Genomic DNA, 11,278 nt, shown 5'->3' with positions numbered 1-11,278 from the left:
CCCCCCACCTCGACGAGCACGCCCCGACCGACGTGCTCGCGTTCCCCATGGACGCCGCCGACTCACCCGGGGGCGGCGAGGCGATGGTGCTCGGTGACGTGGTCCTGTGCCCGGCGGTGGCCGCGCAGCAGGCGGCCGAGCGCGACGCACCAGCGGCTGACGAGCTCGACCTGCTGCTCGTGCACGGCATCCTGCACCTGCTCGGCTACGACCACGTCGACGCCGCCGAGCAGACGGAGATGTTCGGGCTGACCGACGCGCTGCTCGCGTCGTTTCGGAGCCGGTCCACGTGACCACGACCGAGGGGTGGATGCTCGCGACGGTGTTCCTGCTCGTGCCAGTGGCGGCCTACTTCGCCGCGGCCCAGACCGCGCTGTCGCGGATGACCCTGCACCGGGCGCTGAAGCTCGCCGACGACGAGGGCAACCGGGGGTCGGGTGCGCTCGTGAAGCTGATGGCCGACCCCGCCCGGACCCTGAACCTGCTCGCGCTGCTGGCACTGGGCGTGCAGGTGACCGCCGCCGTGCTGGTCGCGGCCGTGGCCGTGGGCAACCTGCGGGACGGCCTCGGCGTCGCCGTGGCGGTGGTGGTGGTCACGACAGCGCTGTACGTCGGCGCGGAGGTCGCCCCCAAGACGCTGGCGCTGCAGCGCCCCGACCGGGTCGCCTGCGCCACCGCCAGGGTCGTGTCCCTGCTGACCCGGCCGCTGGCCCCGCTGGCCGGGGCCCTCATCCGCGTGGGCAATGTCCTGGCGCCGGGCAAGGGCCTGGCCCAGGGGCCGTTCGTGACCGAGGACGAGCTGCGCGAGATGATCGACGTGGCCGAGTCCGACGAGGTCATCGAGTCGACCGAGCGCGAGATGATCCACTCGATCTTCGAGCTGGGCGACACGGTCGTGCGCGAGATCATGGTGCCGCGCCCCGACATGGTGATGGTGTCCGCCGACAGCCCGCTGCGCACGGTCCTCGACACCATCCTGCGGGCCGGCCACTCGCGGCTGCCGGTGTACCGCGAGGAGCGCGACACCATCGTCGGGCTGATCTACGCCAAGGACGTCCTGCGTCGCCTGCACGCGAGGGGCGACGAGGACGGACCGTGGGAGGACCTGATGCGCCCCCCCTACTTCGTGCCGGAGCTGAAGCCCGTGGACGCGCTCCTGCGGGAGCTGCAGGCCCAGAAGGTGCACCTGGCGGTGGTCGTGGACGAGTACGGGGCCACCGCCGGCCTGGTCACCATCGAGGACGTCCTGGAGGAGATCGTCGGCGAGATCGTCGACGAGTACGACCGCGAGGAGATCCTCGTCGAGAACCTCGAGGCCGACCGGTGGCGGGTCGACGCCCGGCTGTCGGTGAACGAGCTCAACGACCTGCTGGCCACCGACCTGCCCGACGAGGAGTGGGACACCGTCGGCGGCCTGCTGTTCGGGCTGCTCGGCCACGTCGCCACCCCCGGCGAGTGCGTCGAGTGCGACGGGCTGCACCTCACGGCCGAGCGGATGACCGGCCGACGGATCGCCAAGGTGCTCGTCGAGCGCCGGCCGCACGCGCCGGTGGAGGAGCATCAGGCGGGTCGGGGGGGATGAGCGGGGCCCAAGCCGGACCGGTGGGGGAGGCGGGACGGGCGGCGCTCGTCGAGCAGGCCCGATCGGTGCGCGTCAACGCCCATGCCCCCCACTCCGGGTTCGCGGTGGGTGCGGCGCTCCTGGCCGGGGACGGCCAGGTGTTCCTCGGCGTGAACGTGGAGAACGCGGCGTCCCCGGCCGGGATGTGCGCGGAGCGGGCCGCGCTCGCCGCGGCGGTGACCGCGGGGACGTCGGCGCTGGTCGCCATCGCGGTCGCCGGCGAGGGCGCCGGTCCGTGCGTGCCCTGCGGGATGTGCCGCCAGGCCCTCCACGAGCTCGCGCCCGACCTGACCGTGCACGCGGCGGGTGCGGTGGGCCCCGCGGTCACCTACCACCTCGGGCGCGACCTGCTGCCCCACGCTTTCCGCCTGCCCTGAGACCGGGGCCCGCCGCGGACCCACCCCGCGGGGTGCAACCGCGAGTAACCCTGCCGGAACTCGCGTTACTCGCGGTTACAGCCCCGATGGGGCGGTCAGCAGCGTCGGCGCCAGGGTGCGCCAGGCGCACGCTGCGGGGGCCATCTTGTGGGTAGTGGTCGGGCGCAGGTACATGAGGGATGTCGGTGGCGGCGTGGGTTGTGTACCGTTGCAGGTCATGACTGGTGGGCACGCACGCGGCATTGGGGTGGGGGTGACCCAGCCACGCTCGCAGGTGGGGCGCCGGTGGCTCGGGGCGCTCGCCACGCTGGCCCTGGTTTGCGCCGTCCTGGGTGTCACCACGGCGCCTGCAGGCGCCCAGCTGCTGACCTCGGTCTCCGTCGCCCACCCGGGCGGCGGCGCGGCGATCAGCGACGGTCGGGTGGTGGTCGAGGTGCGGGGACTCGGCTCGGCTGACGCCGCGCAAGCGCGGATCATCGCCGCCGGCCAGACCCGTACCGTGGATCTTGCGGGACCGGAGTCGATCGCCGGCGGCAGCCGCTTCGCCGGCTCCCTGGATCTCGGCGGCCTGCCGAACGGGCCGGCCCGGGTCGAGGGACGGGCCCAGCTCTCCGGCTCCATGGGCGAGTGGACCGGCCACGACGTGCTGCTCAACGTCGCGGCCCCGGGCATCGCGCTGCAGGTCGCGCCGGTCGCCGGCCACAGCGACGCCGCAGCGCTGACGTGGAGCGCCGCGGGCGTGCCCGACGTCACCGGTTACGAGGTGCAGCGGGCGCTGGCGGGCGCCGGGTTCGAAGGCCTGCTCACGGCGGGTGCCGGCCAGCTCGCCCACACCGATGTCGGCCTGCCCCCGGGCGACCACCGCTACCGGGTGCGGGCGGTGCGCGCCGGCGGCAGCGGGCAGCCCCTGCCAGGCCCGTGGGCCGAGGGTGTGGCGGTGCTCGCCCCGCCCGGTGTGGCAGGCGCCGCCGAGGGCGGCCCGGGCGAGGCCACCACCGGTGTGGCACCGGCGCCGCCCACCAGTGGCGGGATCTCCGCACGGCTGCGCTCCGGGACGCAGGGCATGTCCCTGCCGGAGATGTCGGTGCTCGCGCCACAGGTCGCCGATTCCGGCGCCTTCGGACCCCAGCCCCAGGTCGCCGGACCGGAGGGGGGCGCGAGCGCGGAGGAGCTCGCCCTGGGCGGCCCGCTGGAGGTCGCCCTCGACGCACCCCCGTTCCTCGGCGGCGACGCGGTCCGCCTGGTGGCGCTGTGCCTGGTCGCACTCTTCGCGATCCGGGCGCACCGCATCACCCACCGTCCGCCGCCCGCGGCCGGAAGGCCCCTGCAGGTCCGGTTGTCGGCCGGTCCCCGCCCGGGTGGCAGCGAGGCGTGGCGCGGTACGCGCGACTGGTCGCGCACACCCCCGAGCTAGGCCACCCTCGGTGCGGCCTCGAATGGAACGGCCCCCGGCAGGGACGGTAGGGTGCCATGGACCCCTACCCGAAACGAGGAACCCTTCGTGCGCATCGCGGTCACCGGCAGCATCGCCACCGACTACCTCATGACCTTTCCCGGCAAGTTCGCCGAGCTCATCGACGCCGACCAGCTCGAACGGCTGAGTCTCAGCTTCCTGGTGGACGAGCTCGAGGTGCGCCGCGGGGGTGTGGCCGCCAACATCTGCTTCGGGATGGCCCAGCTCGGCTTGCGCCCGGCGCTGGTGGGCGCGACCGGTCATGACTTCTCCGACGACTACGAGTCGTGGCTGCAGCGACACGGGGTCGACACGGCCTCGGTGCACTTCTCCGAGGACCGCCACACCGCCCGGTTCCTCTGCACGACCGACCAGGACGAGGCGCAGCTCGCCTCCTTCTACGCCGGGGCGATGGTCGAGGCTCGCGACATCGAGCTCGGGCCCATCCAGGCGCGTCTCGGCGGCCTCGACATCGTCGTCGTCTCCCCGAACGACCCGGAGGCGATGCTGCGCCACACCGAGGAGGCCAAGGCCCGCTCGATCGCCGTCGTGGCCGACCCGAGCCAGCAGCTCGCCCGCCTCGAGGGCGAGCAGATCCGCGCCCTGGTCGACGGTGCGGCCTACTTCATCGCCAACGACTACGAGCGGTCGCTGTGCGAGAAGAAGACCGGGTGGTCCGCCGACGAGGTCCTCGCCCGGGTCGGCGTGCGGGTCACCACCCTGGGCGCCAAGGGCTGCCTGATCGAGCAGGCCGGTGAGGCCCCCGTCGAGGTGCCCGCGGTGGTGCCCGACGACGGCGCGCACCTGGAGCCCACCGGCGTCGGCGACGCGTTCCGCGCCGGGTTCCTGACCGGTCGTGCATGGGGCCTGGACCTGCAGCGCAGCGCCCAGACTGGTGCGGTGCTGGCCACCCGCGTGCTCGAGTCCGTCGGCACCCAGGAGTACCGCGTGGACCCGCCGAGCTTCGTAGCCCGCATGGCCGACGCGTACGGACAGGATGCTGCCGACGAGGTCGCGGCGCACCTGCGCTGACGTGTGACGGCGGGTTTCTGGCGACCGCCGGGCGCGCCGCCGCGCGCGTGGCCGGGCCAGTGCACCACCCTGGCGGTGGTCGCGTGGCCAGGCCACCTTCCCGCGCGCGTGGCCGGGCGCAGCGTGCTCGGCTGGCGTTCCTGCCTGCGGCGGTCAGGGTGAGCACGACGGGCGCCGGCGCGAGACGCGGCGGGGTCACGCACCTGGGTCCTACGATGACCCGATGGACGTGCTGCAGCCGCTGCGCGATGTCGCACGGGAGGTGTTCGCCGACACCCCCGTGCTGTTCGCCTACCTGTTCGGGTCCCAGGCCACCGGGCGGACGCACCCGCGCAGCGACGTGGACGTGGCGGTGTACCTCGACGAGGCGGTGCCCCCCGACCAGCGCCTCGACCTGTCACTGCGGCTGGCTGGCACCCTCGAACGCGCCTGCCGGGTCGGCCCCGTCGAGGCCTTGCTCGTGTTGAATGACGCGCGCATCGCGCTGGCCGGCCGGGTGCTCGCCGAGCGCCAGGTGCTGTTCGTCCGCGACGAGCCGGCGCGGGTGCGCTACGAAAGCCTCACGTTCCGCCAGTTCCACGACTTCGAGCAGCACGCGCGACCGTTGCGCCAGCAGCGCCTGGCAGCCATCGCCCGGGGCGACGCCTGATGGTCGACACGGCCAGGCTGCACCGCCTGCTCGCGGCGATGGCGACCGAGCTGGAGGTGCTCGCGACCCTGGCGGAGCGTGACGACGACGTGCTGCGCACCGACCCGACGACGATTCGTGCGGTCAAGTACGCGTTCGTCGTGGCGATCGAGGCCGCGATCGACGCTGCCGAGCACGTGATCTCCTCGGAGGGTCTGCGAATTCCGGAGTCGTTCGCCGACGCCTTCCACATCTTGCACGAGCACGGTCTGCTCGATGACGAGCTGGCGGGCTCCATGGCGAACGCCGCGCGCTTCCGCAACCTGCTGGTGCACGGCTACGCCGATGTGGACGACGGTCGCGTGCTGGAGATCCTACGGTCGCGTCCCGCCGACCTGGCCGCCTACCGGCGCGTCGTCGGGGGCCTGGCGGGCGCACTGCCCCCAGAGAACTGAGTGCCGGCGCGCCGCGTCCACGGTCCCGCTGGCGACACGGTGCCGTTGCGCCATGACGTCCCCAACGGGTCGCAATGCAAGCGCGCCTACACGTAGCTGAGGTCGCTGGCTTCGTCCTCGTCGACCGGGCGTGCGCAGGTCGGGCAGTACCAGACGGCCTGCACGGGGGTGCCGCAGGCCTCGTGGCGGATGGCCTCGTCGGTGTCGGCGTGGGCCGCCCCCCACTGGGCCAGCAGACGCAGCGCGCTGGCCAGCTCATGGCCCGCGGCCGTCAGCTCGTAGGTCACCCGCAGGGGTCGCGTCGAGTACGGCGCGGACCCGAGCACGCCCTCGCGCTCCAGGTCGGCCAGCCGCCGCGACAGGATGTTCGGGGCGATGCCGGCGACCGCCCCCTGGAGGTCGTTGAACCGGCGGGGGCCGTCCAGCAGCGCCGCCACGATCAGCAGACTCCAGCGGTCGCCCACCCGCGCGAGCGCTGCCGCCAGCGGGGACGGGTCCGTGTCCATGCGGTCAGCCTACCCACCGCGACAGGCACCGTTGTTGGCTAGCGAGTAGCATTATGCAAGTGACGCTACGGCGCGTGGCGAGTGGGCCGGTCTGGAAGGGTCGAACATGGATGCAGCAGCGCAGCTCGAGGAGATCATCCGCAGCGTCGGGGCCCAGGTGGGCCCCGCGGTGGTCGGGGTCGGCCAGCGCCCCGCCCATCGGGGGCGGCACCCGGGCGAGCACCCTGGCAGGCGCTCCGGCTGGGGCTCCACCGGCGTGGTCGTCGGCGAGGGTCGCGTGCTCACCAACGCGCACAACGTCGACGGGCCCGAGACCACGGTGACCTTCGCCGACGGACGCGGCACGCCGGGGCAGGTCGCGGCCGCCGACGTCGACGGCGACGTCGCGGTCCTCACGGTGGACACCGGGGACGCACCCCCCGTGGCCTGGGCCGACGAGCCGACGGGCCTCGGGACCCTGGTGGTCGCTCTGGCCAACCCGGGTGGGCGTGGTCTGCGCGCCACCCTCGGCTTCGTGTCGGCGACCGACCAGACCTTCCGGGGGCCACGGGGCCGGCGGATCACCGGCAGCATCGAGCACAGCGCCCCGCTCGCCCACGGCTCGTCGGGGGGGCCGCTGCTCGACCGGGAGGGGCGCGTGGTCGGTCTCAACACCAACCGGCTGCGCGGCGGCTTCTATCTCGCGCTGCCCGCCGACGCCGACCTGCGTGCCCGCGTCGAGGCCCTCGGCCGGGGCGAGCGCCCCCGGCGCGTGCACCTCGGCCTGGCCCTGGCACCGCCCCACATCGCCCGCCGGCTGCGCGACGCCGTCGGCCTGCCCGACCGCGAGGGCCTGCTGGTCCGGGGCGTGGAGGAGGGCAGCCCGGCCGAGCGCGCGGGCCTGCGCCGCGGCGACCTCGTGATCGCAGCCGACGGCCGGCCCGTACCCAGCGCGGAGTCGCTGTTCTCGCTCTTGCAGGAGCTCGACGCCCCCGGCACGCTCGACCTGACCGTCGTGCGCGGCACCGACGAGATCACCGTCACCCTGGATGTCGGTGCCCCCCCTACCGACGGCTGACCGGCCGCCGCGCGACCCCGGGTCGCGCCCCCTCTGCGTGCACCGACCCGGAGCCGGCGCGGACAAGGACCCGGTAGGGTGCGGAGGATGAGGTCAGGATTCGTGGCGATCGTCGGGCGCCCCAACGTGGGCAAGTCGACGCTGCTGAACGCCGTGGTCGGCCAGAAGGTCGCGATCACGACCGCGGTGCCGCAGACCACCCGCCATGCCATCCGGGGCGTGCTGCATCGCCCGGCGGCCGACGAGCACGGCGAGGACCTCCAGATCGTCTTCGTCGACACCCCGGGCATCCACAAGCCCAAGACCACGTTGGGCACGCGGCTGAACGACGTGGCGCGGGGGACGCTGTCGGACGTGGACTGCATCGTCTTCCTGGTCGACGGCGCCGACGGCATCGGCCGTGGCGACCAGTTCCTCGCCGGGTTGCTCGCCGACGTCACCACGCCGGTGATCGCCGTGGTGAACAAGGTCGACCGCCTCCCCGGCCCCCGCCAGCTGCCCGCCCTGACACGCCTGGCCGAACTGGGGGAGTGGGACGAGATCGTCCCCGTCTCCGCGGCCACGGGCGCGGGTGTGGACACCCTGGTCGAGCTGGTCGCCGCGCGCCTGCCCGAAGGCCCGGCCTACTTCCCGGCGGACCAGGTCAGCGACCAGTCCCGCGAGCAGCACCTGGCCGAGATCATCCGGGAGAAGGCCATCACCCTCATGCGCGAGGAGGTGCCCCACTCCATCGCCGTGGTCATCGACGAGGTGGAGCCCCCCGACCATGAGGGCGCCGTCACGCGCGTCCACGCGGTGATCTACGTCGAGCGCGACTCCCAGAAGGGCATCGTGATCGGCCAGGGGGGCCAGGTCCTGCGTGACATCGGCACGCGCGCCCGGGAGGAGCTCCAGCTGATCCTCGGCGGGCGGGTCTACCTCGACCTGCGGGTGAAGCTGATGAAGGAGTGGCAGCGCGACCCGAAGAAGCTCGAGCGTCTCGGCTACTGACCGGCCATCGACGTGGACGACGCCGACTTCGACCGAGCGAGCTGCCCGCACCAGGTGCGGCGCCCGGTCATGCTCCAGGGGTGGGAGGCGCTGACCTTCCTGCACTGGCGCGTCGACGCCGACGCGGTCGCCCGCCTGTTGCCGGATGCCCTGCAGGTCGAGACCTGTGACGGGTCCGCGTGGGTCGGGCTCGTCCCGTTCGTGATGACCGTGACGCTGCCCGGTGTGCGGCCGGTGCCATGGCTGTCGCGCTTCTGCGAGACCAACGTGCGCACCTACGTGCGTGATCGGGACGGGCGGTCGGGGGTCTGGTTCTTCTCGCTGGACGCCGCCCGTCTGGCGGCTGTCCTCGTGGCCCGCGCCACCTACGGGATGCCCTACCTGTGGTCGCGGATGCGCGTGACGGGGGACGGAGCGCTCGTGCGGTACGAGTGCCGGCGGCGCTGGCCCGGCCCGCGGGGGACGTCCAGCAGGGTGACCGTGGAGGTCGGCGAGCGCTACCAGCGCAGCGACCTGACCGAGCTCGACCACTTCCTGACAGCCCGGTGGATGATGTTCAGCGGGAACCGGGCCCGTCGCCCGAATGCGAGGGGGCCGGGCCGCCCCGCGCGGCCCAGCCCCCGCTCCCGCCTGTCCGCCCCCTCTGTGACGCTCGGTCCGCCCGATCTGCGTGCTCGAGCGCGACTGATGCCCATGGTGCACGACGGGTATCGCTCGAGCTGTCACCGGCCCGACACCGCGGCTGTCATCCTCCCGACACTCTGGTGGGCGAGTCCCACCCGCCTGCCGATCGCCCCGCGCAGACAACTCGCGCTAGCCTCCTCGCCATGGCTCCCGACACGCGGCGCACACGCCGGTGAAGTCCGCGAAGCGCGCGGCTCTGCTCGCCTCGACCTCGGTGTTCGCCGGGATGACCCAGACCGACATCGACGCCCTGGCGGACGTGACCGGAAGCCGTCGGTACCCGAAGGGCCAACCGATCGTGCGCCAGGGCGATCCCGCGCACAGCCTGTTCGTCATCGCCGAGGGGCTCGTCAAGGTCGTGATCTCCTCGCCGGAGGGCGCCACGCTGATCGTGGCGACGCTCGGGCCGGGCGAGGTGTTCGGCGAGCTGGGCGCGATCGAGGGCACCACCGCGTCGGCCTCCGTCGAGACGGTCGAGCCGACCACCGTCGTGACGCTGTCGCGGGCCACACTGCTCGACCTGCTCGCCACGCAGCGCAGCGTCGCCGACATGCTGCTGCGATCGCTCGGGACCATGATCCGCCGCCAGAACGAACAGGCCGGCGATCTCGTGTTCCTGGACCTCGAGGCCCGTGTGGCGAAGCTGCTGCTCGCCCTGGTCGAGACGGACGGGCAACCGACGGCCGACGGCGTGGAGCTGCACCTGAAGCTGACCCAGTCCGACCTCGGCGCCATGGTCGGCGGGTCACGGCAGAGCGTCAACCAGACCCTGCACGCCTTCGAGCAGCGCGGGTACGTCGAGCGGCGCGGGCGTGCGGTCATCGTGAAGGACCTCGCGGCGTTGCGCCGCCGCGCGAACCCGACCGGCGCCTGACACGTGAGTCGGTTGCGGCCGTGCGGGCCCGCGCGCACCTACGCTGGATGCCCATGGCGTTGTACCGCGAGCAGGGCATCGTCCTGCGCACCTACAAGCTCGGCGAGGCCGACCGCATCGTGCACCTGCTGACGCAGGGGCGCGGCAAGGTCCGCGCCGTGGCCAAAGGCGTGCGGCGCACCACGTCGCGCTTCGGCGGACGTCTGGAGCCGTTCAGCCACGTCGACCTGCAGCTGTACGAGGGTCGCAACCTCGACATCGTCAGCCAGGCCGAGCTGGTCACCCCGCACGCGGCGGTGCGGGCGGACTTCGTGCTGTCGGCGTGCGGGTCGGCGATGGTGGAGGCCACCGACCGCGTCGCTCAGGAGGACGAGCGCGCCAACGCGCTGTTCCTGCTTCTGCTCGACGGCCTGCGGGCCCTCGCTCAACCCCCGACGGACCCGGCGTCCATGCTCGACGCGTGGCTGCTGCGCCTGGCCGGCGTCGCCGGCTACCACCCCTACCTCGACGCTTGTGCCGGCTGCGGCGCACCCGGCGCGCACACGGTCTTCCACATCGCTGCTGGCGGCCTGCTCTGCCCGACCTGCGCGCCGCCGGGAAGCCGCGGTCTGGACCCGGCGACGGTGGCGCTGCTGCGCCGGCTGGCACACGCCGACCTGTATCAGGTCACCCTCGCCCCGGGTGAGGTAGAGGTCCGCCGAGCCGTGGCCGCGATGGTCAACAGCTTCGTCACCTACCACCTCGGCAAGCCCCTCAAGTCCTGGGCCCTGGTGCCGCGGTGAGCAGCCGCCCCGACCTCGACCCCGAGCACCTGCCCGCGCACGTCGCGATCATCATGGACGGCAACGGCCGTTGGGCGGGCCAGCGCGGCCTGCCCCGCCACGCCGGCCACGAGGCCGGGGAGGCGGCTCTCTTCGACACCGTGGAGGGCGCACTGGAGCTCGGCCTGTCCTACCTCACCGTGTACGCCTTCTCCACGGAGAACTGGAAGCGCCCGCCGTCAGAGGTGCGCTGGCTCATGAACTTCAACCGGGACCTGCTGCTGCGCCGGGCCGACGAGCTGGACGAGCGCGGCGTGCGGGTGCGCTTCCTCGGACGCACCGACCGGCCGGTGCCCCGCCGCCTGGTCGAGATGATCGAGCAGACCCAGGAGCGCACCGCCCACCACACCCGCATGACCTTCCAGGTTGCGTTCAACTACGGCGGGCGCACCGAGCTGGTCGACGCCGCCCGCCGCATCGCCGCGGACGCCGCCGCCGGACGGCTGCGCCCCGACAAGGTGACCGAGAAGTCGGTGCAGTCGCGGCTGTACCGACCGGACGCACCCGACGTCGACCTCCTGGTCCGCACCTCCGGTGAGCAGCGCCTTTCCAACTACCTGCTGTGGCAGGCCGCCTACGCCGAGCTTGTGTTCACCGACGTGCTCTGGCCCGACTTCGACCGCACGGACCTCTACGCGGCGGTCGCCGAGTACCAGCGCCGCCACCGCCGGTTCGGCAAGGTGTAGTCCGGGGTTAAGGCCCCCGCCCACCGCGACTACGCCGATCAGGGCAAGTCCATCGCGTCGATCTGCCACGCCCCGTGGACCCTGGTCGAGGCCT

The 11,278-nt window shown here is 73.3% G+C and carries 13 protein-coding genes; 12 read left to right on the top strand and 1 reads right to left on the bottom strand.

The annotated features are described in order from the left end of the window. The 7 genes from ybeY to WD250_10700 form a co-directional block, all read left to right on the top strand. Positions 1–293, top strand: a 293-nt coding sequence (gene ybeY, locus WD250_10730) for an rRNA maturation RNase YbeY (GenBank protein ID MEX2620683.1), incomplete at its 5' end; no start/stop codon positions are given. Next, positions 290–1,582: a hemolysin family protein gene (locus WD250_10725; GenBank protein ID MEX2620682.1), complete on the top strand. Its 1,293-nt coding sequence runs from the start codon at positions 290–292 to the stop codon at positions 1,580–1,582. The genes ybeY and WD250_10725, both read left to right, overlap by 4 nt. After that, on the top strand, positions 1,579–1,998 hold the full coding sequence (locus WD250_10720; protein MEX2620681.1) for a cytidine deaminase: 420 nt from the start codon (positions 1,579–1,581) through the stop codon (positions 1,996–1,998). Before WD250_10725 ends, WD250_10720 begins: the two co-directional genes overlap by 4 nt. Positions 1,999–2,251: 253 nt before the next feature. After that, a complete protein-coding gene (locus WD250_10715; GenBank protein MEX2620680.1) occupies positions 2,252–3,412 on the top strand; it encodes a fibronectin type III domain-containing protein in 1,161 nt (386 codons plus the stop codon). An 87-nt stretch (positions 3,413–3,499) separates the two neighbouring features. Further along, positions 3,500–4,483: a carbohydrate kinase family protein gene (locus WD250_10710; GenBank protein MEX2620679.1), complete on the top strand. Its 984-nt coding sequence runs from the start codon at positions 3,500–3,502 to the stop codon at positions 4,481–4,483. Positions 4,484–4,706: 223 nt separating this feature from the next. After that, positions 4,707–5,132 (top strand): nucleotidyltransferase domain-containing protein, encoded by a 426-nt coding sequence (locus tag WD250_10705; GenBank protein MEX2620678.1) that lies wholly within the window; start codon positions 4,707–4,709, stop codon positions 5,130–5,132. Further along, the gene (locus WD250_10700) at positions 5,132–5,566 is read left to right on the top strand and encodes a HepT-like ribonuclease domain-containing protein (GenBank protein MEX2620677.1); all 435 of its coding nucleotides are present in this window, start codon (positions 5,132–5,134) and stop codon (positions 5,564–5,566) included. The genes WD250_10705 and WD250_10700 overlap by 1 nt, the downstream gene beginning before the upstream one ends. A gap of 86 nt (positions 5,567–5,652) precedes the next feature. Here the strand turns inward: WD250_10700 and WD250_10695 are convergent, their stop codons facing one another. Further along, positions 5,653–6,072, bottom strand: coding sequence for a helix-turn-helix domain-containing protein (locus WD250_10695; protein ID MEX2620676.1), 420 nt, complete (start codon positions 6,070–6,072; stop codon positions 5,653–5,655). A gap of 106 nt (positions 6,073–6,178) precedes the next feature. Here WD250_10695 and WD250_10690 point away from each other — a divergent pair, with 106 nt between their 5' ends. The 5 genes from WD250_10690 (at position 6,179) to uppS (ending at position 11,184) form a co-directional block, all read left to right on the top strand. Continuing rightward, positions 6,179–7,129 carry a trypsin-like peptidase domain-containing protein gene (locus WD250_10690; protein MEX2620675.1) on the top strand — a complete coding sequence of 317 codons (951 nt, stop codon included), beginning with the start codon at positions 6,179–6,181 and terminating at the stop codon, positions 7,127–7,129. Between the two features lie 87 nt (positions 7,130–7,216). Continuing rightward, complete coding sequence (era, locus tag WD250_10685; protein ID MEX2620674.1) at positions 7,217–8,119, top strand: GTPase Era; 903 nt, start codon at positions 7,217–7,219, stop codon at positions 8,117–8,119. 856 nt (positions 8,120–8,975) lie between these two features. Further along, on the top strand, positions 8,976–9,677 hold the full coding sequence (locus tag WD250_10680; GenBank protein ID MEX2620673.1) for a Crp/Fnr family transcriptional regulator: 702 nt from the start codon (positions 8,976–8,978) through the stop codon (positions 9,675–9,677). Between the two features lie 53 nt (positions 9,678–9,730). Then, positions 9,731–10,459, top strand: coding sequence for a DNA repair protein RecO (gene recO, locus WD250_10675; GenBank protein ID MEX2620672.1), 729 nt, complete (start codon positions 9,731–9,733; stop codon positions 10,457–10,459). Continuing rightward, on the top strand, positions 10,456–11,184 hold the full coding sequence (gene uppS, locus WD250_10670) for a polyprenyl diphosphate synthase (GenBank protein ID MEX2620671.1): 729 nt from the start codon (positions 10,456–10,458) through the stop codon (positions 11,182–11,184). Before recO ends, uppS begins: the two co-directional genes overlap by 4 nt. Positions 11,185–11,278 lie beyond the last annotated feature (94 nt).

This window comes from Egibacteraceae bacterium (assembly GCA_040905805.1).
Lineage (GTDB): Bacteria > Actinomycetota > Nitriliruptoria > Euzebyales > Egibacteraceae > DATLGH01.
Note: the sequence above shows the minus strand (reverse complement) of the source record. Positions and strands in the feature narration are given on the sequence as shown.

What these genes read in the sequence shown, in the direction of transcription:
- WD250_10720 (MEX2620681.1), top strand. Translation starts at nt 1,579, where the DNA reads ATGAGCGGGGCCCAAGCCGGACCGGTGGGGGAGGCGGGACGGGCGGCG.
- WD250_10705 (MEX2620678.1), top strand. Translation starts at nt 4,707, where the DNA reads ATGGACGTGCTGCAGCCGCTGCGCGATGTCGCACGGGAGGTGTTCGCC.
- WD250_10700 (MEX2620677.1), top strand. Translation starts at nt 5,132, where the DNA reads ATGGTCGACACGGCCAGGCTGCACCGCCTGCTCGCGGCGATGGCGACC.
- WD250_10695 (MEX2620676.1), bottom strand. Translation starts at nt 6,072, where the DNA reads ATGGACACGGACCCGTCCCCGCTGGCGGCAGCGCTCGCGCGGGTGGGC.
- WD250_10690 (MEX2620675.1), top strand. Translation starts at nt 6,179, where the DNA reads ATGGATGCAGCAGCGCAGCTCGAGGAGATCATCCGCAGCGTCGGGGCC.
- era (MEX2620674.1), top strand. Translation starts at nt 7,217, where the DNA reads ATGAGGTCAGGATTCGTGGCGATCGTCGGGCGCCCCAACGTGGGCAAG.
- recO (MEX2620672.1), top strand. Translation starts at nt 9,731, where the DNA reads ATGGCGTTGTACCGCGAGCAGGGCATCGTCCTGCGCACCTACAAGCTC.